The 21,802-nt window shown below is 59.4% G+C and carries 17 protein-coding genes; 9 read left to right on the top strand and 8 right to left on the bottom strand.

The annotated features are described in order from the left end of the window. Nucleotides 1-172: 172 nt before the first annotated feature. Nucleotides 173-298 carry a manganase accumulation protein MntS gene (gene mntS, locus DVA43_RS10845; protein WP_103178798.1) on the bottom strand — a complete coding sequence of 42 codons (126 nt, stop codon included), beginning with the start codon at nt 296-298 and terminating at the stop codon, nt 173-175. 183 nt (nt 299-481) lie between these two features. On the opposite strand from mntS, the gene mntR reads away from it, so the two are divergent. The 5 genes from mntR (at nt 482) to DVA43_RS10820 (ending at nt 6,353) form a co-directional block, all read left to right on the top strand. Next, the gene (gene mntR, locus DVA43_RS10840) at nt 482-955 is read left to right on the top strand and encodes a manganese-binding transcriptional regulator MntR (RefSeq protein WP_114315554.1); all 474 of its coding nucleotides are present in this window, start codon (nt 482-484) and stop codon (nt 953-955) included. Continuing rightward, entirely contained in the window at nt 952-2,061 is a 1,110-nt protein-coding gene (locus DVA43_RS10835; RefSeq protein WP_114315553.1) for an anion transporter, read from the top strand. The genes mntR and DVA43_RS10835 overlap by 4 nt, the downstream gene beginning before the upstream one ends. A 103-nt stretch (nt 2,062-2,164) precedes the next feature. Beyond that, nucleotides 2,165-3,265, top strand: coding sequence for an HlyD family secretion protein (locus DVA43_RS10830; RefSeq protein WP_114315552.1), 1,101 nt, complete (start codon nt 2,165-2,167; stop codon nt 3,263-3,265). After that, nucleotides 3,262-4,833, top strand: a complete 1,572-nt coding sequence (locus tag DVA43_RS10825) for a DHA2 family efflux MFS transporter permease subunit (protein WP_114315551.1) — start codon at nt 3,262-3,264, stop codon at nt 4,831-4,833. Before DVA43_RS10830 ends, DVA43_RS10825 begins: the two co-directional genes overlap by 4 nt. Beyond that, nucleotides 4,830-6,353 carry an efflux transporter outer membrane subunit gene (locus DVA43_RS10820; RefSeq protein ID WP_210406708.1) on the top strand — a complete coding sequence of 508 codons (1,524 nt, stop codon included), beginning with the start codon at nt 4,830-4,832 and terminating at the stop codon, nt 6,351-6,353. The genes DVA43_RS10825 and DVA43_RS10820 overlap by 4 nt, the downstream gene beginning before the upstream one ends. A gap of 662 nt (nt 6,354-7,015) precedes the next feature. On the opposite strand, the gene ldtB is transcribed toward DVA43_RS10820, so the two are convergent. Further along, complete coding sequence (gene ldtB / locus DVA43_RS10810) at nt 7,016-7,936, bottom strand: L,D-transpeptidase (protein WP_103823490.1); 921 nt, start codon at nt 7,934-7,936, stop codon at nt 7,016-7,018. Nucleotides 7,937-8,156: 220 nt separating this feature from the next. Here ldtB and DVA43_RS10805 point away from each other — a divergent pair, with 220 nt between their 5' ends. Beyond that, complete coding sequence (locus tag DVA43_RS10805; protein ID WP_103823489.1) at nt 8,157-9,752, top strand: ABC-F family ATPase; 1,596 nt, start codon at nt 8,157-8,159, stop codon at nt 9,750-9,752. A gap of 407 nt (nt 9,753-10,159) precedes the next feature. Here DVA43_RS10805 and DVA43_RS10800 read toward each other — a convergent pair whose 3' ends face one another. From DVA43_RS10800 to DVA43_RS10785, 4 genes are all read right to left on the bottom strand, one after another. Then, nucleotides 10,160-11,422 (bottom strand): DUF1479 domain-containing protein, encoded by a 1,263-nt coding sequence (locus DVA43_RS10800; protein WP_114315548.1) that lies wholly within the window; start codon nt 11,420-11,422, stop codon nt 10,160-10,162. A gap of 150 nt (nt 11,423-11,572) precedes the next feature. Continuing rightward, nucleotides 11,573-12,388 carry a Cof-type HAD-IIB family hydrolase gene (locus DVA43_RS10795; protein WP_114315547.1) on the bottom strand — a complete coding sequence of 272 codons (816 nt, stop codon included), beginning with the start codon at nt 12,386-12,388 and terminating at the stop codon, nt 11,573-11,575. 168 nt (nt 12,389-12,556) lie between these two features. Then, nucleotides 12,557-14,989: a formate C-acetyltransferase/glycerol dehydratase family glycyl radical enzyme gene (locus DVA43_RS10790; protein ID WP_114315546.1), complete on the bottom strand. Its 2,433-nt coding sequence runs from the start codon at nt 14,987-14,989 to the stop codon at nt 12,557-12,559. 4 nt (nt 14,990-14,993) lie between these two features. Next, entirely contained in the window at nt 14,994-15,893 is a 900-nt protein-coding gene (locus tag DVA43_RS10785) for a glycyl-radical enzyme activating protein (protein ID WP_114315545.1), read from the bottom strand. A 127-nt stretch (nt 15,894-16,020) separates the two neighbouring features. Here DVA43_RS10785 and fsa point away from each other — a divergent pair, with 127 nt between their 5' ends. Continuing rightward, entirely contained in the window at nt 16,021-16,683 is a 663-nt protein-coding gene (fsa, locus tag DVA43_RS10780) for a fructose-6-phosphate aldolase (RefSeq protein WP_114315544.1), read from the top strand. A gap of 88 nt (nt 16,684-16,771) precedes the next feature. Here the strand turns inward: fsa and moeB are convergent, their stop codons facing one another. Both moeB and moeA read right to left on the bottom strand, forming a co-directional pair. Continuing rightward, entirely contained in the window at nt 16,772-17,524 is a 753-nt protein-coding gene (gene moeB / locus DVA43_RS10775; protein ID WP_114315543.1) for a molybdopterin-synthase adenylyltransferase MoeB, read from the bottom strand. A gap of 2 nt (nt 17,525-17,526) precedes the next feature. Further along, a complete protein-coding gene (gene moeA / locus DVA43_RS10770; protein ID WP_114315542.1) occupies nt 17,527-18,759 on the bottom strand; it encodes a molybdopterin molybdotransferase MoeA in 1,233 nt (410 codons plus the stop codon). Between the two features lie 189 nt (nt 18,760-18,948). On the opposite strand from moeA, the gene iaaA reads away from it, so the two are divergent. Both iaaA and gsiA read left to right on the top strand, forming a co-directional pair. After that, on the top strand, nt 18,949-19,887 hold the full coding sequence (iaaA, locus tag DVA43_RS10765) for a beta-aspartyl-peptidase (RefSeq protein WP_114315541.1): 939 nt from the start codon (nt 18,949-18,951) through the stop codon (nt 19,885-19,887). An 11-nt stretch (nt 19,888-19,898) separates the two neighbouring features. Beyond that, complete coding sequence (gene gsiA, locus DVA43_RS10760; RefSeq protein ID WP_114315540.1) at nt 19,899-21,770, top strand: glutathione ABC transporter ATP-binding protein GsiA; 1,872 nt, start codon at nt 19,899-19,901, stop codon at nt 21,768-21,770. Nucleotides 21,771-21,802: the final 32 nt, after the last annotated feature.

The raw sequence follows: 21,802 nt of genomic DNA, 5'->3' as shown, positions 1-21,802 counted from the left end.
AGTGCAGGGCTGCAAGAAGATAGAGCCAGTAAGGTATAACGTCAACAGATATAAAAGGGGGGTTTTGCGAAGAGGGCTGCATTTCCGTAAAAAAGATCGGGGAATAGCCGTCCGCGAGGGAGTATAGCGATGATAAATGACAAAAAAATGAAGCGGCGTACCGCGACGCCGCTTAGTGGGAAGGTTTGTTCTGCTCTGGCTTGCCGTTGATGATGTCGCAAATCATATTCAGCAGCATTAAGCGTACCTTAAAGGGAGAGTGGCTAAACACGCGCATACACCTCTTGAATTCGTTCATATGACCTCCTGCGGGTTGATCCCTTCGATCCTTGAAGGGTGACTGCATTACATACAGATATAGCACAGGCTATGTTGTATAGCTATGGCTATTACGTTAATTTTTTGTGCTTGTGTAGCGATGGTTTACAATGGCCGCTTATGCATTGATACGCTTGATGTGTCACCGGATTGAGGAAGCACAATGAATCGCCGTGCAGGTAAACCAACAACAAAAAAAATGACGCAACTGGTCAATGTCGAAGAGCATGTCGAAGGCTTTCGCCAGGTTCGCGAAGCGCATCGCCGCGAGCTGATTGATGATTATGTCGAGCTGATCTCGGATCTGATCCGCGAAGTAGGTGAGGCCCGTCAGGTGGATATGGCGGCGCGTCTTGGCGTTTCCCAGCCGACGGTGGCAAAAATGCTCAAGCGTCTGGCCACGGTGGGCCTGATCGAAATGATCCCCTGGCGCGGCGTCTTTCTCACTCCGGAAGGGGAAAAGCTGGCGCAGGCGAGCCGCGAGCGCCATCAGATTGTCGAAAACTTCCTGTTGGTGCTGGGCGTCAGCGCTGAGATTGCCCGCCGGGATGCCGAGGGAATGGAACACCACGTCAGCGAAGAGACGTTGCAGCAGTTCCTGGCCTTTACGCTGAAACACGGATCCGCCGCAGAATGACCCTTCCAGGCCTGCGGGCGCTGGCCCGCGATCGTTTCTTTCATCTGTTGCTGGTGGTGGGGATTGGGCTCAGTTTTCTGGTTCCCTTCGCACCTGAGCGCTGGCCTGCCGCCATCGACTGGCACACCATTATTACCCTCGCCGGGCTGATGATGCTCACCAAAGGGGTCGAGCAGAGCGGCTTTTTTGACGTTCTCGGGCGCAAGATGGTGCGCCGTTTCGCCACCGAGCGGCGCCTGGCGCTGTTTATGGTCTTCTCAGCCGCGCTGCTCTCCACCTTCCTGACCAATGATGTGGCGCTGTTTATCGTGGTGCCGCTGACGCTCACGCTGCGCAAGCTGTGCGAAATCCCGGTCAACCGGATGATCATCTTCGAGGCGCTGGCGGTTAACGCCGGGTCGCTGTTGACCCCGATTGGTAACCCGCAAAACATCCTGCTGTGGGGGCGATCCGGACTGTCGTTCGCCGCTTTTACCTGGCAGATGGCGCCGCTGGCGCTGGTGATGATGTTAACCCTGGCGCTGCTGTGCTGGTTTGCTTTCCCGGCAACGCCGCTGCGCTATCACAGCGGCAGCGCCATCGCTCAGGCGAAACCGCGGCTGGCATGGAGTTGTCTGGCGCTCTATCTGGTCTTTCTGGTGGCTCTCGATCTGAAACAGGAGCTATGGGGCGTGCTGCTGGTGGCGGGGGGCTTTCTGCTGCTGGCGCGTCGGGTGCTGATAAGCGTCGACTGGACGCTGCTGCTGGTGTTTATGGCGATGTTTATCGATGTGCACCTGCTGATTCAGGTGCCAGCGTTGCAGGGCATGCTGCAGAATGTCACCCATCTGTCGCAGCCGGGGCTGTGGCTCACCGCCATCGGGCTGTCGCAGTTTATCAGCAACGTACCCTCGACCATTCTGCTGCTGAACTATGTGCCGCCGACGGCGTTACTGGCCTGGGCGGTGAATGTCGGGGGCTTTGGTTTGCTGCCGGGCTCCCTCGCAAACCTCATCGCCCTGCGGATGGCAAACGATCGCCGTATCTGGTGGCGCTTCCACCTCTGGTCGCTGCCGATGCTGGTCTGGGCCGGGTTCGTCGGTTTCGGATTATTCCTTCTCATATAGTGCCCTATTTGTCAGTTTTTCCTGGCAAATGTATAGCAACGTCCTAACTTTATTGAGCGGTATAAATTGTGATGCCGCTCACTAACAGGACGGACGCTGTTCTATGGCAGAAGAAAACCACACCTCTGAAGATACCGATAATAAAGAAAATAAAGAGACTGAACGTAAACGCCCCGGCAAAAAGCCGCTGATTATTCTGGGTATTGTGGTGATCGTCATGGTCATCGTGGCGCTGGTATGGTGGTTTATGACCCGCAACCAGGAGACCACCGACGATGCCTTCACCGAAGGTGACGCTGTCACAATTGCCCCGAAAACCGCTGGCTACGTCACCGATCTGCGGGTGCGGGATAACCAGCGGGTGAAAAAAGGCGATCTGCTGGTGACGATCGATCCCCGGGATACCCTCGCCCAGCGCGATCAGGCTAAAGCCCAGCTCGGTCTGGCCGAGGCCCAATTGCATCAGGCGCAGGCGCAACTGGCGCTCTCGAAAGTGCAATACCCCGCCCAGCGCGACGAAGCTAACGCCCAGGTGATCAAAGCCCAGGCCGATCTCGCCAATGCCCAGGCGGAGTATCGCCGTCAGCGCGGCGTCGATCCCCGCGCCACCACGCAACAGAGCATCGACGCGGCCAACGCCCAACTGCGCAGCGCCCAGGCCCAGCTTGCCAGCGCCAAAGCGCAGCTTGAGGTGGCTTCCCAGGTGCAGCTGCAAATTCGTCAGCAGGAGACCAACGTCGAAGCCCGGGAGCGCCAGGTGGAGCAGGCGCGCGCCCAGCTGAAGACCGCCGAGTTGAACCTCTCTTACACCGAAGTTCGTGCTCCCTTTGATGGCTACATCACGAAGCGCAACGTCCAGACCGGTACCCTGGTGCAGGCGGGCACCGCGCTCTTCTCCCTGGTCTCGAGCGATATCTGGGTGGTCGCCAACTTTAAAGAGTCCCAGCTGGAGCGGATGCGCCCCGGTAATAAGGTCACGTTGAGCGTGGACGCCTGGCCAGATATGGAGCTGGAAGGGCATGTCGACTCTATCCAGCAGGGCAGCGGTTCGCGCTTTGCCGCCTTCCCGTCGGAAAACGCCACCGGTAACTTCGTGAAGATCGTCCAGCGCGTACCGGTGAAAATTGTCATTGATAAAGGGCTGGATCCCAATAAGCCGCTGCCGCTGGGTCTGTCGGTTGAGCCGAAGGTAACCGTGGAATGACCGACCACAGCCATGAAAACTGGCGGCCCGCCAGCAACCCGTGGGCGGTGGCGATCGTCGTCACCCTCGCGGTGTTTATGGAGATCCTCGATACCACCATCGTCAACGTGGCGCTGCCCCACGTGGCGGGCTCGCTCTCCGCCAGCTATGACGAATCCACCTGGGTGCTCACCAGCTATCTGGTGGCGAACGGCATCGTGCTGCCCATCTCGGCGTTTCTGAGCCGGCTTTTTGGCCGCAAGCAGTTCTTCCTAATCTGCATTGTGATGTTCACCATCTGCTCCTTCCTGTGCGGGATCGCCACCGAGCTGTGGCAGATCATCCTGTTCCGTATTCTGCAGGGCTTCTTCGGCGGCGGGCTGCAGCCGACCCAGCAGTCGGTACTGCTCGACTACTTTAAGCCGGAAGATCGCGGCAAAGCCTTTGGCCTGTCGTCCATCGCCATTATTGTCGCCCCGGTGCTGGGACCCACGCTCGGCGGCTGGATCACCGATAACTACTCCTGGCGCTGGGTGTTCTTTATCAACATTCCGGTGGGGATAGTGACCGTGCTGGCGATCTATCAGTTGCTGGAAGATCCGCCGTGGGAGAGCAAATCGAAGGAGAAACTTTCCGTCGACTGGACGGGCATCGGGCTGATTGCCCTTGGCCTCGGCTGCCTGCAGGTGATGCTCGACCGCGGGGAAGACGAAGACTGGTTTAACTCGAACTTTACGCGCACCTTCGCGGTGCTGACGCTGATTGGCATTATCGGCGCTATCTACTGGCTGCTGTATGCCAAAAAGCCGGTGGTGGATCTGCACTGCATGAAGGATAAAAACTTCGCCGTCTCCAGCCTGCTGATGGCCGGTATGGCGATGATCCTCTACGGCAGCTCGGTGGTGATCCCGCAGCTGGCGCAGCAGGACCTGGGCTATACCGCCACCTGGTCAGGGCTGGTGCTCTCGCCCGGCGCGATCCTCATTGTGCTGACCATCCCGCTGGTGCTGAAGCTGATGCCGATTGTGCAGACGCGCTGGATCATCGCCTTCGGCTTTGCCTGCCTGGCGACGGCCTTCTTCTGGTCGCGGACGCTGACGCCGGATATCGACTTCGAGACCCTGGTGCTGTTCCGCAGCGCCCAGTCGATTGGGCTGGGGTTCCTGTTTGTGCCCCTGACCACCATCGCCTTTATCTCGATCCCCCGGCGGCTGAACGCCGACGCTGCGGCGCTCTTTACCATGTTCCGCAACGTGGCGGGGTCGGTGGGCATTTCGCTCTCGACGGCGGCCATCACCGAGCGCTCCCAGGCCCACAGCGCCCATCTCGCCACGCATACCTCGGCGTTTGACGAGCCGTTCCAGCAGACGATCCGCGAGATGGCCCAGGCGATCCAGAACTTTACCACCCAGGTGGGCGACCCCACCGGCATCGCCACCGGGCGCATGTACCAGGCGATGATCGAACAGTCGCGTTTCCTGGCCTACGTGGATGTCTTCACCATTCTGAGCGTAGTGGCCCTTTTACTGATTCCGTTTTGTTTGTTGCTCTCGCCGGTTAAGAGCGAGGGGAGTGCAGGAGCACACTGATGATTCGACGTTTAAGCCCCCTGATGTTAATGCTGTTGCTGGCAGGCTGTGCCGTGGGGCCCGACTACCAGCAGCCCGCGCCGCAAACCCCGACGCACTGGAACGATCCGGGCGACGGTGGCGTGAAATCGCAAACCGCGTCGACCGCCATCAATCCTCGCTGGTGGAAATCCTTTGGCGATCCGCAGCTGGACAGCCTGATTGAGCGCGCCATTGCTGGCAACCTGTCGCTACAGCAAACCGTGTTGCGCATCGCCGGGGCGAGGGAACAGATCAACCAGGCGGGCGGTGCCTTCTTCCCGGCGGTGAACGGCAACCTGCAGGCCACCCGGCAGCAGCTGGGGCTGGAGGGGGAGCTGAAATCCCACGGCGTATACGACCAGCTTGATGATGTGGATCCTGAACTGCGCGGGGCGCTGGGACCGCTGACCCAGCCGATTAACCTCTATCAGGGCAGCTTTGACGCCCAGTGGGAGCTGGATCTGTGGGGCAAGGTGCGCCGTCAGGTGGAAGCCGCCAACGCTCAGCAGCAGGCGGCTATCGAGCAGCGTAACGATGCGCTGGTGTCGCTGGAGGCGGAAGTTGCCCGCGCCTGGCTCCAGCTGCGCGGTGCCCAGAGCAGCATCGCGACCCTCAATACCCAGATCGAGAGCGCGCAGCAGACTCTGGATCTGACCAGCAGCCGCCAGCGCGGTGGGCTGTCGCCGCAGATGGACGTGGAGAACGCCCGCGCCCAGCTCGGCAATCTGGAGGCGCAGCTTCCGCAATATGAAGCCCAGGCGCGGCAGGCGATGAACGGCCTGGCGATCCTGCTGGGCAAACCGCCGGGAGCCCTGGACGGCGAGTTGCAGGCCAGCAAACCGCTGCCCGCGCTGCCGGAAATTGTCCCCACCGGGATCCCGTCCACCCTGGCGCGACGCCGCCCGGACGTGCGTGAGGCCGAGGCGAATCTGCATGCGGCCACCGCGCAGATCGGCGTGTCGGTGGCGCAGCTGTTCCCCAGCGTCTCCCTCAGCGGCCAGTTTGGGCTGCGTAACAGCGAGGCTAACTGGCTCACCGACTGGAGCAGCCACTTCTACAGCGTCGGGCCGCAGGTCTCTATTCCCATCTTCCAGGGCGGACGGCTGGTCTCCAGCGTGAAGGTCGCCCGCGCGCAGCAGGGCGCCGCCGTGCTGGACTATCGTCAGACGGTGCTTACCGCGCTGGGGGATGTGGAAAATGCGCTGGTCAGCTACCGCACCGACCAGAAGCGGGAGGCGGGATTAAGCAAAACCATTGATGCGCTGCAAAACGCCTTCGATCTGGCGAGCAGTAGCTATCGCCAGGGGATCGCTACCTTTATCGACGTGCTGGATGCCCAGCGCCAGCTAGCCCAGGCGCAGCAGCAGCGGGATCAGGCCCGGGTGCAGAGCGCGCTGGATCTGGTGGCGCTTTATAAAGCGCTTGGTGGGGGATGGGAGCCGTATCAGGAGGTGCAGCTGCCGGATTATGCTGTGTTCGGGGATGCGCCGAGGGGATGATTGCTGGTAGCAGGGGAGGGGCATCTGGGTGAGTTCGGTAGTGTGTTCCGTTCACTTTGAGACCCGTAGATTATAAATTGCCAGCACACGTGAACGGGAAAAGGGGGCCACCGCGGCCCCCTTTTCAATCCCCGCGGCCCCGCAAGAAATCGGTGCTTCGCACTGCGCTCACCTCCCGACCTGCTGCCTGCGGTCGGCTCAACTCGACATCCTGTCTCGATTCGCCTCTGGCCGCCATCCCTGGCGTCCAGCCCTTGTCATCCGGTCTCCGGCTCGCCGATTTCAGCGGGAACTCAACCCCCGTGCCACATGCAAGACTTATAAAAAATCTTTTTAAATCTTCTTTCAAACAGCTGGAATGGTGGAGGGGGCGGGAGTCCGGCTGAAAATCGCCGAAGCGTTTCCTGTAGGCCGGGGCGAGGCGCATGGATGCGCCGAGAGGGCGTGACCTACATGGATGTAGGATCACGCCCGACCCGAAAGCCGGAAGGAATAAGCTGAGGGAACCGCGAAGCGGCGATTTTCTTTGCCGGGAGCCGGGATTGTTAAGGGGGCGGCGATAGCCCCCTTAACACGTTCACCGCAGCGGGATGAACATAATGCAGAAATGCTTTAGTGAACGGAACAATTCCACCGTTACAACAGAATTGTTCCTACTACCATCAGTTCAGACGAACCGGCATACCGGAACGGTTATTGATCGCTTGCTCAACGATGGTCGCATCCACATCCTGCTGGCCGGTCACCGCCTGCACATTGCTGGTCAGGGTAATTGGCACAGTCACGTTATTGTCGATCTGCTCTTCGCTGGTAGAGAGCGGGTTATGCACTTCGAGGTAACGGCTGCCATCCGGCTCGGTGGTCGCTTTTACCGGCTCGTTGATGAACTGCACGCGAGTACCCACCGGTACGTTTTCGAACAGGAATTTGATGTCGTCGTTACGCAGACGCACACAACCGTGGCTCACGCGCAGGCCGATACCGAAGTTGGCATTGGTGCCGTGAATCGCATACAGACGGCCAATGTAGAGCGCGTACAGACCCATCGGGTTATCCGGGCCCGCAGGCACAACGGCTGGCAGCGGCTCGCCCGCGGCGATGTATTCCGCGTGCATCTTCGCGGTTGGGGTCCAGGTTGGGCCCGCTTTCTTACGCTCAACTTTGGTGGTCCAGTTCATCGGGGTATCTTTACCCAACTGGCCGATACCGATTGGCAGCACGATTACGGTGTTGGTGCCTTTCGGGTAGTAGTACAGACGCATTTCGGCGCTGTTGATGATGATACCTTCATGTACGGTATCCGGCAGGATCAGCTGCTGAGGAATGTTCAGCACGGTGCCGCCTTTCGGCAGGTACGGATCGACGCCCGGGTTAGCTTCCATCATGTTGGAGAGGCCCAACTGATATTCTGCTGCGAAATATTCCAGCGGCTGGCTGTTGCCTTCTTCAATGGTCACAACCTGGTTCTGACCCACCAGACGGCTACCGTCGGTTGGCAGTGGATAGGTGACAGCAGAAGCGGTCTTGCAAAACCCTACTACGGCAAACGCCGCCGCAAAAAGCGAAGTTAATTTCATATTCATGTTGTGCGAGGTATCTGTGCCACGTTGGCAGGTTGTTTAAAAGTCAGAACGGTTTAGGGAGCGCATTATATGTGCATTCCCACCCGCATGGAATTCGGATGTGTACTAAATCACACTTTTTTCAATTCTGTTAAAGTGTAGCGCTACGTTGTTAAGCGGGATCTCATTTCGGAATTGTGGCATAATGCCGGGTTTATCACACTTCTCGCAGGAATCTCCCGTGTTAGTTACCAGCAACGTCACTATGCAGTTTGGCAGTAAGCCGCTGTTTGAAAACATTTCCGTCAAGTTTGGCGGCGGCAACCGTTACGGCCTGATTGGTGCCAACGGTAGCGGAAAATCCACCTTCATGAAGATCCTCGGCGGCGATTTAGAGCCGACCCTGGGCAACGTTTCTCTCGATCCGAACGAGCGCATCGGTAAGCTGCGTCAGGATCAGTTCGCCTTTGAAGCGTTCACCGTGCTTGATACGGTGATCATGGGTCACGTTGAGCTGTGGGAAGTGAAGCAGGAGCGCGATCGCATCTACGGCCTTGCCGAAATGAGCGAAGAAGATGGCTATAAAGTGGCCGATCTCGAAACCCAGTACGGCGAAATGGACGGCTACTCCGCCGAAGCCCGCGCCGGTGAGCTGCTGCTCGGCGTCGGTATTCCGGTTGAACAGCATTACGGCCCGATGAGTGAAGTCGCGCCAGGCTGGAAGTTGCGTGTTCTGCTGGCGCAGGCGCTCTTCTCCAACCCAGATATCCTGCTGCTCGACGAACCGACGAACAACCTGGACATCGACACCATTCGCTGGCTGGAGCAGACGCTGAACGAGCGTAACAGCACCATGATCATCATCTCGCACGACCGTCACTTCCTGAACATGGTCTGCACCCACATGGCCGATCTCGACTACGGCGAGCTGCGCGTTTATCCGGGCAACTACGACGAGTACATGACCGCCGCGACCCAGGCGCGTGAGCGTCTGCTGGCCGACAACGCCAAGAAAAAGGCGCAGATTGCCGACCTGCAATCCTTCGTCAGCCGCTTTAGCGCCAACGCCTCTAAATCCCGTCAGGCCACCTCCCGCGCCCGTCAGATTGACAAGATCAAGCTGGAAGAGGTTAAAGCCTCCAGCCGTCAGAACCCGTTCATCCGCTTCGAGCAGGATAAGAAACTGTTCCGTAACGCACTGGAAGTGGAAGCTCTCACCAAGGGCTTTGAAGAGGGACCGCTGTTTAAAAACTTCAACCTGCTGCTGGAAGTGGGGGAGAAGATCGCGATTATCGGTGCCAACGGCGTGGGTAAATCCACCATGCTGAAAACCCTGGTAGGTGAACTGCAGCCGGATAGCGGCACCGTGAAGTGGTCCGAAAACGCCTCTATCGGCTATTACGCGCAGGATCACGAGTATGAGTTTGAAAACGACCTGACCGTATTCGAATGGATGAGCCAGTGGAAATCAGAAGGCGACGACGAGCAGGTGGTGCGCAGCTTCCTGGGCCGTCTGCTCTTCAGCCAGGACGACATCAAAAAACCGGCGAAGGTACTCTCGGGGGGAGAGAAGGGCCGTATGCTGTTCGGCAAGCTGATGATGCAGAAACCGAACATTCTGGTGATGGACGAACCGACCAACCACCTGGATATGGAATCGATTGAATCGCTGAACATGGCGCTGGAGATGTATCAGGGCACCCTGATCTTCGTCTCCCATGACCGTGAGTTCGTCAGCTCGCTGGCGACCCGCGTGATTGAGATTACGCCGGAGCGCGTGGTGGACTTCAGCGGTAACTACGAAGACTACCTGCGCAGCAAAGGTATCGACGGCTAATCATCCGTTTCTGACCCTTCCCGTCCGGGGAGGGTCTGCTTTCCCCCTGTCTGCATACTTTCCCCCGCATTTTTTATAACTTCTTGTTTTTAAATACGATATCAATGCGTTTATATAATTGGTATACCAATTATGGCGCGATTTCACCTGTCATATAGCTATCGGAAAATCGGTATGACAACTTAAAAGAAGGGAGAACCGGCGGCGGGCGGAAATCAGGCAGTTTCGTGCAAAAAGCGGGATAAAAGCGGCACACACTTTGTAACCGTTATCCGGTGATACATCATGACCTGTTGTTTGCGTTAAGAAAAATGATTTTTAACGTAACCGGAGCGCGGTCACAAAATTACCGGGGGGAGATTAAGCGGGGCGGCGACGCCCATACTGGACGCGCCGCTGTAAAGGGGTCAGGCCATGCCGAGTGCGCGCTTGCCGTGAATGTTCAGATCATCAACGGTGAAGCGTGACTGCCATGTCGCTTCATAATCTTCACGCGGGAAATCGCCCGGGGAAGCCCCGGTTTCCAGCGCCGCTTTCACCTTCTTCGCATAGGCGAGGTTTTTCTCGCACATCGGCGCCGCCGGAATGTACATCACGTTGCCCCAGCCCTGCTGGTTCTCGACCGGGGCCACCGAGTGGATCACATCGCAGTGCCACCACACGGAGTCACCTGCTTCCAGAGCCGGAATGCTGGTCAACGCTTCCATTAACAGCGGATGCCACTTCTCGGAGATCGGCAGCACGCGACCTGGCGCCACGCCGCAGAGTTCATCTTCCGGCACATCATCCAGCAGCGGACGCAGCAGAATGTACGCCATCGCTTCCGGGATCGGCACCACGTGCAGCAGCCCCTGATCCGGGATCATGTCTGAGAGCGCCGTCCAGCCCTGGAAGGTGCGGAACACCGAGCATTTGGTGGTGTTGTCCACGGTGTACTCTTCCACTTCGGTGCGGTGGGCGGCATCCCACGGATCGTACTGCTCGATATTGCCATCAAACACCCGGGCGAAGACCTGCTGGTAAGCCGGAAGCAACCAGCGCTCCAGCGCGCCGGAGTCAGTGTGCGCCCCAAGACCCTTTGAGGTGGTTCCCGGCGGACGACGACGAATGCGGTCCGGGTAGATCACGCTCACGTCCGGGTTGAACCACTGCTTGCCGTTGCTCTCAAAAGTCCATAAACGGTTCAGGAACGACTGCACCTGGGCCATCTCTTCGCTCTGACGGGCTTCCATCTGGGCGTGCGACCAGTAGATCGGGTAGATCTCCGGGCGGGAGGCGGTGAGGGTGCCAAAGAAGTTATCCCCCGGACCTTTATAAACATCATCAAAACGGTTGAGATCCAGATAGTCGAGCATCGCGTTATCCCACGCTAGGGCCTGCTCACGCGGGAAATGACCTTTAATCACCGCACAACCCCGGCGTTTCACCGCCTCGCGCTGCGCCGGGCTGATGTTACCGCTCTGCACGTCCGCAAAGGGGATCACCGGCCAGACAGGATCGCCTTTGCTTTTCAGGGCATTAATTTCTGCCACGCGGCTGGCAATTTTATCGCTCAGGCGATCAAACACGCCCTGCACGTCGCCAATCTGCGCCCGCAGCTCGCGTTTCATCTGGCGAATGGCCGCTTTATGGTCAGCGGGCAAAGTTTCACTGGTAAACGTTAAGGTCATAACAGCCTCGCTATCTTTCATTCGAAAGTAAAAGTAATTACAAGTGATACTTTAGGTTAAAAATAAGTTAATGCAAGTTAAATAACTTGATGAAGTGCACAACCCGGAGAGAAAGAGAAAGGTTCGCCGGAGGAGGCTCCGGCGAGAAAATCAGTTGCTGAAAGGCGGGGTGTTATCGAGGACGGCCTGAATCACGTTCAGCGCGCCCTGGTGGTTGTTGTCGTCGGTCTGATAGCGGGTGATGGCTTTGATATTTTCGCCCGCGTTACCCATGGCGAAGGAGTAGCGGGCAAATTTCAGCATTTCGGCGTCATTACCGCTGTCGCCAATGGCCACGCACGCCTGCGGGGAGATGTTCCAGCGTTTCAGCAGGCGGCTGATGCCGTTGGCTTTATGCAGGCCGGGAATGATCAGATCGACAAAGCCAAACCCGCTGGTCACCGGCTTCATGATGCCGTCAAGGGAGACATGCAGGGCATCAATCAGGTTCGGGATATCGCTGTCCGGCAGGTTCAACGAGAACTTGAACAGCACGTCGTCGATGTCGCGATAGTCGCTGATGCGCTGTAAGCGGTGATAATGTTTTGACATCAGGTCGACGAAGGCGTCGGGTGCCTTGTCGCTGACGTAAGCACTCTCCAGACCGCAGGCGACAAAGTTCAGGGCGCTGTCTTTCAGCAGTTCGCCAATGACAATCTGCGACTCATGTTTGGTCAGTTCGCCGTGGAAAATCTGCTCGCCGTGATCGAACACCAGCGCGCCGTTCTCCGCCACGAAGGAGATCTGCGATTTCAGCTCCGGGAAGAAGGAGATGAGCTGGTAATACTGGTTGCCGCTGGCGACAACGAACTCGATATTCCGGGCCTGAAGTTGCTGGAACTGCGCCTGAAAGCGGTCACGATCGTACTGCTTGGCGTCATCAAGAAAAGTTCCGTCCATGTCGGTGACGATAACTTTAACGGTCATACATTGCGCTCCTGGATATAACTGCGACCAGCAACATTCTAATAACAATGTGACCAAAACCACAAATTTAATTTCGAATGAAAGTGAAAAGCCGGGTGGCGCTGACGCTTACCCGGCCTACGGGGGGAATTGTAGGCCCGGTAAGCGTAGCGCCACCGGGCAATGGGGTTACAGCGTATGCTCAGTACGCGCAATAATATCGTCCTGCGCATCCGGCGACAGGGCCGTGAAGAATGCCGAGTAACCCGCCACGCGCACCACCAGATCACGATACTGATCCGGGTGTTTCTTCGCTTCCAGCAGCGTTTCGCGCGACACGATGTTGTACTGGATATGCCAGCCTTTATGTACCTCGAAGAAGGTACGCAGCAGCACCATCAGCTTCTGGCGGTCGCTGTCGTTATCCAGCGTCGCCGGGTTGAGCTTCTGGTTCAGCAGCACGCCGCCCAGAATCGCCTCGGTAGGCAGTTTGCCCACGGAGCCGATAACCGCGGTTGGGCCCAGGTGGTCCGTACCGGAGGCCGGGCTGGCCCCTTCCGCCAGCGGAGTATGCGCTTTACGCCCGTCCGGGGTCGCCATGGTTGCCGCGCCAAACGGTACGTTGGCGGAGATGGACGAGGTGCCGGCGTAATAGTTGCCGCCAATTGGGCCGCGACCGTAGCGCGGGTTATGGTACTGCTTCAGCTCTTCGATGTAGGTCTGGTAGGCACGGGTCAGGAGCAGATCCACGCTGTCATCGTCGTTACCGTACTTCGGCGCGCCGTTGATCAGGCGCTGGCGCAGCTGCTCGTGGGTCAGCCCCTCGTAATCATCCGCAAGGGCCGCCGCCAGCTGCTGCTGACCAATCGCTCCCTGTTCAAAGACCAGCTTCTTCACTGCTGCCAGGCTGTTGCCGAGGTTGGCGATGCCCACCTGCAGGCCGGATACCCAGTCGTACTTCGCGCCGCCCTGCTTGATGCTCTTCGCGCGCTCAATGCAGTCATCCACCAGCGCCGAGCAGAGAATGTCGTGGACGTTCTCTTCCAGCATGGTGTCCACCACGTACTCGATTTCGATGGACTTGCGGGTGTAATAGCGGATCTGGCTATCCCAGGCGGCCATCACTTCGTCGAAGTTGTTGAAGTTGCCCGCCGAGAGCGCTTTCTCCTGCGGCAGGAATACCTTACCGCTGGTGGCGTCGCGGCCGCCTTCCATCGCCGCCAGCATCACGCGGGCGAAGTTAATGAAGCTCATGCCGGTGCAGCGGTAGCCCCACTTGCCACCCACGGCGGTTTCGATACAGCCGATGGCCGCATAGTCGTAGGCGTCCTCTTTCTCTACCCCGAGCTTGATAAATTCCGGGATCACAATCTCATCGTTGTTGAAGGCTGGCATCCCGAAGCCACAGCGGATCACCTGCACACAGGCGTCGAGGAAGTCGTTGCTCATGCCCGCGTGGTAACGCACGCTCAGGTTCGGCTGGGTGGAGCGCAGACGACCGCAGGATTCCAGAATGGCGTAAGAGAGCGGGTTCACCGCATCCATCGCCACACCGTTCACCAGTTTCTGACCGCCGATGGTGACGTTCTGGTACAGCGGGCTACCGGCAGAGGCTTTGGAGTGCGAGCCGGAGCGGATCTTGTTCACCTCCAGCAGCTTCAGCCAGCAGCTGTGCAGCAGTTCGATGGCGTGTTCACGATCCAGAGACTGGTTCAGCTCCACGTCGCGGCGGTAGTACGGGTAGAGATACTGGTCCATACGGGCAAAGGAGACGGAGTGGCCGTTGGACTCAATCTGCAGGATCAGCTGGATGAAGTAGCACAGCTGCAGCGCCTGCCAGAAGGTTTTTGGCGGTTCGTGGGCGATCACATCGCAGTTTTCCGCCATGGCCAGCAGCTCGTCGCGGCGGCTTTCGCGGGTTTCGCTGGCGGCCATCTCACGCGCCAGGTCGGCAAAGCGTTCGATATGCATACTTACCGCTTCCAGCACGATATCGATCGCTTTCAGGAACTGTTCACCGTGCAGATCTTCCAGCACCGTCAGGTTGATGCGGGAGCGGCGCTCGGCCACCTTGTGGCGCAGGCCGTCGAGCCCCTTTTCCAGCAGCAGCGGGAAGTTCACCGCCAGGTGGGCGTCGCCGGAGGTCATGTTGCCTTCGGCTTTAATAATCCCGGTTTCCAGCAGGCCTTTTTGCTCATCGGTGAACATACCGTAGCAGCGATCCTGCACCGTCTGGCCACGCCACCACGGGCAGAGTTCATGCAGAACGCGTTTGTTCTCTTCGCTTACCGCAAAGCCCGCGCCCGGACGGTCGGCGAGATCGTCGATCTCTTTTTCAATCCACGAGACGGTGTATTCCGGGAAGATCGGCGCGGCGCGCACTTCGCTTGCCTGGTTACCAATAATCAGTTCGTCATGTTTGATCCAGATAGTGCGCTGCGCCAGGTGATGCGCCAGGGCCAGCGCGCGGCGGACCGGGATCGGCTTATCCATATGCTGCTGGTACATTTCGGTATAGTGCTGCGCACGTTCGGTACAGACCGGCGGCTTAACAATATGGACCAGGGCAGTTTTATGCGCCTTAATGCGATCGCTCAGGGTAGTAAGATTCAGCTGTGTCATAACATTATCCTCGTAAGGTCGCGGTTAACCCTTTCTGGGCGGCGTACTGCCGGGCAAAGTCCAGTAATGCAGGATTATCGAGCGGTTTATCAGGGGCGGAGTAGGGTTGGCCGAGCAGGGTGTATTTGTTCATGCCCAGCGTGTGATACGGTAAAAAATGGATGTCACGGACGTTCAGTTCATCCGCGGCAAAATTGGTAATGGCGGTAATCGACGCTTCATCGGCGTTAAAGCCCTGGATCAGCGGCACGCGAATGGTGAGCGTTTTCCCGGCGGCAGCGAGGCGTCTGAGGTTATCCAGCACCCGTTTCGCCGAGCCGTCGGTCCACTGCTTAAAGACCGCGCCGTCGACATGTTTCAGGTCGGCGAGAAACAGATCGATGTACGGTAAAGATGGTTCGATATAGTGCCACGGCACATGCAGACAGGTTTCCACGGCGGTATGAATGCCCGCGTCGTGGCTGGCCTGGAAGAGGGCGCGGGCCAGCGTCGGGTTCATAAAGGGTTCGCCTCCGGAGAGGGTGACGCCGCCGCCGCTGCGATCGTAGAACGGCTTATCCCGCAGGACGGTGCTCATGATCTCTTCCACCTGCTTCTCTTCACCGCAGACGGTCAGGGCCTGGGTCGGGCAGCAGTGGGTGAGGGCATCCAGGTGGGTATCGTCGAGTTTTTCGCGGTGGATCACCAGGCCATTCAGCGTGCGGTGGATGACCGCAGGCACCGCCTGCTGGCAGAGGTCACATCCCTCCAGGCACAGGCGAGCGTCGAACAGCAGATCCCGCGAGCGTTCGCGGCTTTCTGGGTTCTGACACCAGCGGCAGCCCAGGGAGCAGCCTTTCATAAAGACCACGGTACGAATACCGGGGCCGTCGTGTGTCGAATAACGCTGAATGTTGAAGATCATAATGTCGCCTCTTGTTGCGTATGAAGATTAAATTACTTTCGAATGAAAGTTATCTTGACGCAAATCAACTCTGAGGCAGGTTTTGCCGTGCTAGGGTTACGGCATAGTCATTTTTGAGGACCCCATCATGGAACTGTATCTCGACACATCCGACGTCATTACTGTTAAAAAACTGGCCCGCGTCTTTCCGCTGGCAGGCGTCACCACCAACCCAAGCATTGTTGCCGCGGGCAAAACGCCGCTGGAAGTCTTGCTACCGCAGCTGCAGGAGGCGATGGGCGGCCAGGGTCGTCTGTTTGCCCAAGTGATGGCAACCACCGCGGAAGGGATGGTGGAAGATGCGCTGAAGCTGCGCGGTATCGTCGCGGATCTGGTGGTCAAAGTGCCGGTCACCGCAGAAGGGCTGGCGGCCATTAAGATGCTGAAAGCGCAGGGTGTGCCGACGCTCGGTACGGCGGTCTACAGCGCGGCGCAGGGGCTGATGGCGGCGCTGGCGGGGGCGGAGTATGTCGCGCCCTATGTCAACCGCGTGGATGCGCAGGGCGGGGATGGCATTCAGACGGTGGCGGAGCTGCAACAGCTGCTGACGCTCCACGCGCCGCACGCCAAAGTGCTGGCCGCGAGCTTTAAAACCCCGCGTCAGGCGCTGGATTGCCTGCTGGCGGGCTGTGAATCCATCACCCTGCCGCTGGACGTGGCCCAGCAATTGATTACCTCTCCGGCGGTGGACGCAGCGATTGCGAAATTCGAGCAGGACTGGCAGAACGCCTTTGGACGGACGTCGATCTGACCATATTGCCGGGGGGCGCTAACGCTTGCCAGGCCTACGGTTCGAGGTTTTTGTAGGCCGGGCAAGCGTAGCGCCACCCGGCATGTTTTTACCCCCCGCACACCTCACACCCCGGATTGCGCATCAGCTTCATCTCGCGGAACTGGCAGGTCATCGCATCGTACATCACGATTTTTCCCGCCGCGGGCGTGCCGTAACGGGTCAGCACCTTAATCGCCTCCATCGCCTGCATCGAACCGATCACCCCCACCAGCGGCGCCATCACTCCCGCCTCAACGCAGGTCAGGGCGTTTTCGCCAAACAGACGGCTCAGGCAGCGGTAGCAGGGCTCGCCCTCCGCGTACGTAAAGACGCTCACCTGGCCCTCCATACGGATCGCTGCCCCGGAGACCAGGGGTGTTTTATGGCTGCAACAGCCGGCGTTAAGCTGGTTACGAATGGTGACGTTGTCGGTGCAGTCGAGCACCAGATCGTGTTGGGCAATCTGGTCAGACAGCGCGGCGTCATCAAGCAGGGCGTTGAGCAGCGTAAACTGCACGTTGGGGTTGATGCGCGAAAGCGATGCCTGGGCCGAGACCACTTTCGGCTCGCCCAGTGTCGCATCGCTGTGCAGGGTCTGGCGTTGCAGGTTGGAGAGCGACACGGTGTCGAAATCGAGCAGCGTCATGCGCCCGACACCGGCCGCCGCCAGATACTGCGCCGCGGCGCAGCCTAATCCGCCGAGGCCGACCACCAGCACATTCGCGGCTTTTAACGCTTCCTGGCCGTCGAAATCAAAGCCGCGCAGCACAATCTGGCGATTGTAGCGCAGCATCTCGTTGTCGCTCAGCTCCACCGTCATGGTTAGCCTCCAAACAGGGCGTTAAACGGCTCGACTTCCACCCACTCACCCGCTTCCACGTTACCGCGTTCGCGCTCAAGCACGATAAAGCAGTTGCCCTGGCTGAAGGAGCTGAAAATATGCGAGCCCTGATGGCCGGTGGTGCGCACCTCCAGCTCGCCGTCGGCGTTACGCGCCAGAATGCCGCGCTGGAAGTCGAGACGGCCCGGCGATTTTTTCAGCCGGGTGGCGGCGCGCACGCGCTGGCGGGCAGGCAGGCTGTGCGCCCGGTTGCCGGAGAGCTTCGCCAGCAATGGCTGCACCAGCTGGTAGAAGGTGAGCGCCGCAGAGACCGGGTTCCCTGGCAGGCCGCAGAACCAGCTATCCGGCAGTTTGCCGAAGGCAAAAGGCTTGCCGGGCTTGATGGCCAGCTTCCAGAAGCCGATCTCACCCAGTTCATCGAGGATCGTTTTGGTATAGTCCGCTTCGCCCACCGAGACGCCGCCGGAGCTCAGGACCACGTCGGCCACGCGATCCGCCTCAATAAAGGCTTCGCGCAGTTTTTGCGGATCGTCAGGAATAATGCCGAGGTTGATCACCTCGCAGCCGAGCTGCTCCAGCATCAGGTGCACCGCCAGCCGGTTGGTGTCGTAGATCTGTCCCTCGGCCAGCGGCTGGCCCGGCAGCTGAAGCTCATCGCCGGTGGAGAAGAGCGCCACGCGCACCTGGCGCACCACGGCGATCTCTGCAATGCCCAGCGAGGCCAGCACCGGCAGTTCGGCGACGGTCAGTTTTGTCCCCGCCGGGAAGACGGTCGCGCCGAGGGCAATATCTTCCCCGCTGCGGCGGATATTTTGTCCCGGCTTAACGCTGGCGGTAAAGCGCACGCCATCGTCGGTCTGTTCGGTCTCCTCCTGCATCACCACCGCATCGCAGCCTGGCGGCACCGGCGCGCCGGTCATAATGCGCACGCAGCTTCCGGCAGGCCATTCACCCTGGAAAGGCTGACCGGCAAAGGCTTTTCCCGCCACCGGCAGCGCGTTACCTGTCGCCAGATCCGCCAGACGCACGGCGTAGCCATCCATCGCTGAGTTATCAAAGCCCGGTACGTTCAGGGGAGAGATGATGTCGGCGGCGGTCACGCGGCCAAAACAGCGCAGCAGCGGTAAGGTTTCCTGCTCTGTAAGCGGAGAAATACGATCGAGCATCTGGGTGAGTGCCGTCTCAAGCGGCATCAGTCCGGCGGTAAAATCCATGGGTCACTCCAGGGAGAGAATAACGAAGGCGGCCATTATGGCAGAAAAGTGCCGTTAACTGTATGACACCATGGGCTTACCCTTTACATCACCGTGACGTCTTTCTATATTCAAAAATTATATGAATTGTCAGCCACGATAATGATATTTATAAAAAAAGCGGCCATAACGTGCCCAAAGGTAAAGTAAATGGGGAAGGCAGTCATTGCAATCCACGGCGGCGCCGGGGCGATCACCCGCGCGCAGCTTAGTCAGGAACAGGAAAGGCGCTACGTTGAGGCGCTCTCATCGATTGTGGAAACCGGCCAGCGAATGCTGGAAGCGGGAGAGAGCGCGCTGGATGTGGTCACCGAAGCGGTAGGCCTGCTGGAGGAGTGCCCGCTGTTTAACGCCGGGATTGGCGCGGTGTTTACGCGCGATGAAACCCACGAGCTGGATGCCTGCGTGATGGACGGCATTACCCTGAAAGCGGGCGCCGTGGCCGGGGTCAGCCATCTGCGCAACCCGGTGCTGGCCGCCCGTCTGGTGATGGAGCAGAGCCCGCACGTGCTGCTGGTCGGGGAGGGCGCCGAGAAATTCGCCTTTGCCCACGGCATGGAGGCGGTGTCGCCGGAGATTTTCTCTACCCCGGAGCGCTATCAGCAGCTGCTGGCGGCGCGCGGGGCGGGGGAAACCCGGCTCGACCACGCCGCCCCGCTGGACGAGGCGAGCAAAATGGGTACCGTGGGCGCCGTCGCGCTGGATAAAGCAGGCAATCTGGCCGCGGCCACCTCCACCGGGGGAATGACCAACAAACTGCCCGGTCGGGTGGGCGACAGCCCGCTGCCCGGTGCAGGCTGCTATGCCAATAACGCCAGCGTGGCGGTCTCCTGTACCGGCACTGGCGAAGTGTTTATCCGCACTCTGGCCGCCTATGATATCGCCGCGCTGATGGATTACGGCGGCTTAAGCCTGGCAGAAGCCTGCGAGCGGGTGGTAATGGAAAAACTCCCGGCGCTGGAGGGCAGCGGCGGGCTGATTGCCATCGATCGCGAGGGCAATGTGGCACTACCGTTTAACAGTGAGGGCATGTACCGTGCCTGGGGATACGCAGGCGATACGCCAAGCACCGGAATTTACCGTGAATAAGGGGGAGAGGCATGCCGCACAGTGATGAACTGGACAGTCAGCAGGTGCTGGCGGTGCACAACCTGAACGTTGCCTTTCCCGACAACCGTCAGTCGATCCCGGCGGTTAAACACCTCTCTTTTTCGCTAAAACGCGGCGAGACGCTGGCAATTGTCGGTGAGTCCGGTTCCGGTAAATCGGTGACCGCGCTGTCGCTGATGCGCCTGATTGAACAGTCCGGCGGGCAGGTGGCGTGCGACAGCCTGCTGCTGCGCCGTCGTAACGGCCAGGTGAGCGATCTCACTACCCTGAACTCCTCCCAGATGCGCAGCGTGCGCGGCGCGGATATCGCCATGATTTTCCAGGAGCCGATGACCTCCCTCAATCCGGTCTTTCCGGTGGGGGAGCAGATCGCCGAATCCATTCGCCTGCATCAGGGTCTGAACCGCGAGGGGGCGCTGGCCGAAGCCCGGCGCATGCTGGAGCAGGTGCGGATCCCGGAGGCCGACGCGGTGCTGTCGCGCTATCCGCACCAGCTTTCCGGCGGCATGCGCCAGCGGGTGATGATCGCCATGGCGCTCTCCTGTCGCCCGGCGGTACTGATTGCCGATGAACCGACCACCGCGCTGGACGTCACCATTCAGGCGCAGATCCTGCAGCTCATCAAGGTGTTGCAGGAGGAGATGGAGATGGGGGTGATCTTTATCACCCACGACATGGGCGTGGTGGCGGATATCGCCGATCGGGTGCTGGTGATGTATCAGGGCGAGGCGGTGGAAACCGGCACCGTGGAGCAGATTTTCCATGCTCCTGAGCACCCCTATACGAAGGCGCTGCTGGCCGCGGTGCCACGTCTGGGGGCGATGAACGGCAGCGATCTGCCCCGGCGTTTTCCGCTGTTCTCCCTTGCCGAACCCGGCTATCAGGAGGCTGAAACTGAGCAGGATACCGTGGTGCCCGGCGAACCCATTTTACAGGTGCGTGACCTGGTGACCCGCTTTCCGCTGCGCGGCGGCCTGTTTAACCGCGTCAAGCGCGAAGTCCACGCGGTAGAGAGCGTCAGTTTCGATTTATGGCCCGGCGAAACGCTGTCGCTGGTGGGCGAATCCGGCAGCGGCAAATCGACCACCGGCCGGGCGCTGCTGCGGCTGGTGGAGGCCCAGGAGGGTACCATCACCTTTAACGGTGAGCGCATCGACACCCTGCCGGCCGGGAAGCTGCAACCCCTGCGGCGGGATATTCAGTTTATTTTCCAGGATCCCTACGCCTCCCTCGATCCCCGCCAGACGGTGGGCTATTCGATTATGGAGCCGCTGCGGGTGCATAACCTGCTGGACGGGGACGCCGCCCAGCGGCGGGTGGCGTGGCTGCTGGAGCGCGTGGGCCTCAAACCGGAACATGCCTGGCGCTATCCCCATGAATTTTCCGGCGGCCAGCGGCAGCGGATCTGTATTGCCCGCGCGCTGGCGCTGAACCCGAAGGTGGTGATTGCCGACGAGTCCGTCTCGGCGCTGGATGTCTCCATCCGGGCGCAGATCATTAACCTGCTGCTCGATTTGCAGCGGGAGATGGGCATCGCGTTTCTGTTTATTTCCCATGATATGGCGGTGGTGGAGCGCATCAGCCACCGGGTGGCGGTGATGTACCTCGGGCAGATTGTCGAGATTGGCCCGCGGCGGGCGGTGTTTGAAAATCCCCAGCACCCTTACACCCGCAAACTGATGGCGGCGGTGCCGGTAGCCGATCCGGCTCACCGGCAGGCCCGACGGGTGCTGTTGCAGGACGAGCTGCCGGGTAACATTCGCCAGCGGGGAGAACCCACCGAGCGCGTGGCGTTGCGGGAGGTCAGCCCCGGCCATTTTGTCGCGCCGCCGCGTCAGGACAATGCTTTTTCGCGTTTATAACTTAAGACAGCAGGGAACAACAGGAGAAGAAC

The organism is Leclercia sp. W6 (assembly GCF_003336345.1).
Lineage (GTDB): Bacteria > Pseudomonadota > Gammaproteobacteria > Enterobacterales > Enterobacteriaceae > Enterobacter.
This window is presented reverse-complemented; position numbering and strand designations above follow the sequence as displayed.

Coding starts and splice junctions, on each gene's coding strand:
- moeB (WP_114315543.1), bottom strand. CDS start 17,524: ATGACGGTGGAGCTGAGCGACAACGAGATGCTGCGCTACAATCGCCAG.
- gsiA (WP_114315540.1), top strand. CDS start 19,899: ATGCCGCACAGTGATGAACTGGACAGTCAGCAGGTGCTGGCGGTGCAC.
- mntS (WP_103178798.1), bottom strand. CDS start 298: ATGAACGAATTCAAGAGGTGTATGCGCGTGTTTAGCCACTCTCCCTTT.
- ldtB (WP_103823490.1), bottom strand. CDS start 7,936: ATGAATATGAAATTAACTTCGCTTTTTGCGGCGGCGTTTGCCGTAGTA.
- DVA43_RS10800 (WP_114315548.1), bottom strand. CDS start 11,422: ATGACCTTAACGTTTACCAGTGAAACTTTGCCCGCTGACCATAAAGCG.
- fsa (WP_114315544.1), top strand. CDS start 16,021: ATGGAACTGTATCTCGACACATCCGACGTCATTACTGTTAAAAAACTG.
- DVA43_RS10795 (WP_114315547.1), bottom strand. CDS start 12,388: ATGACCGTTAAAGTTATCGTCACCGACATGGACGGAACTTTTCTTGAT.
- iaaA (WP_114315541.1), top strand. CDS start 18,949: ATGGGGAAGGCAGTCATTGCAATCCACGGCGGCGCCGGGGCGATCACC.
- DVA43_RS10825 (WP_114315551.1), top strand. CDS start 3,262: ATGACCGACCACAGCCATGAAAACTGGCGGCCCGCCAGCAACCCGTGG.
- moeA (WP_114315542.1), bottom strand. CDS start 18,759: ATGGATTTTACCGCCGGACTGATGCCGCTTGAGACGGCACTCACCCAG.
- DVA43_RS10830 (WP_114315552.1), top strand. CDS start 2,165: ATGGCAGAAGAAAACCACACCTCTGAAGATACCGATAATAAAGAAAAT.
- mntR (WP_114315554.1), top strand. CDS start 482: ATGAATCGCCGTGCAGGTAAACCAACAACAAAAAAAATGACGCAACTG.
- DVA43_RS10835 (WP_114315553.1), top strand. CDS start 952: ATGACCCTTCCAGGCCTGCGGGCGCTGGCCCGCGATCGTTTCTTTCAT.
- DVA43_RS10785 (WP_114315545.1), bottom strand. CDS start 15,893: ATGATCTTCAACATTCAGCGTTATTCGACACACGACGGCCCCGGTATT.
- DVA43_RS10790 (WP_114315546.1), bottom strand. CDS start 14,989: ATGACACAGCTGAATCTTACTACCCTGAGCGATCGCATTAAGGCGCAT.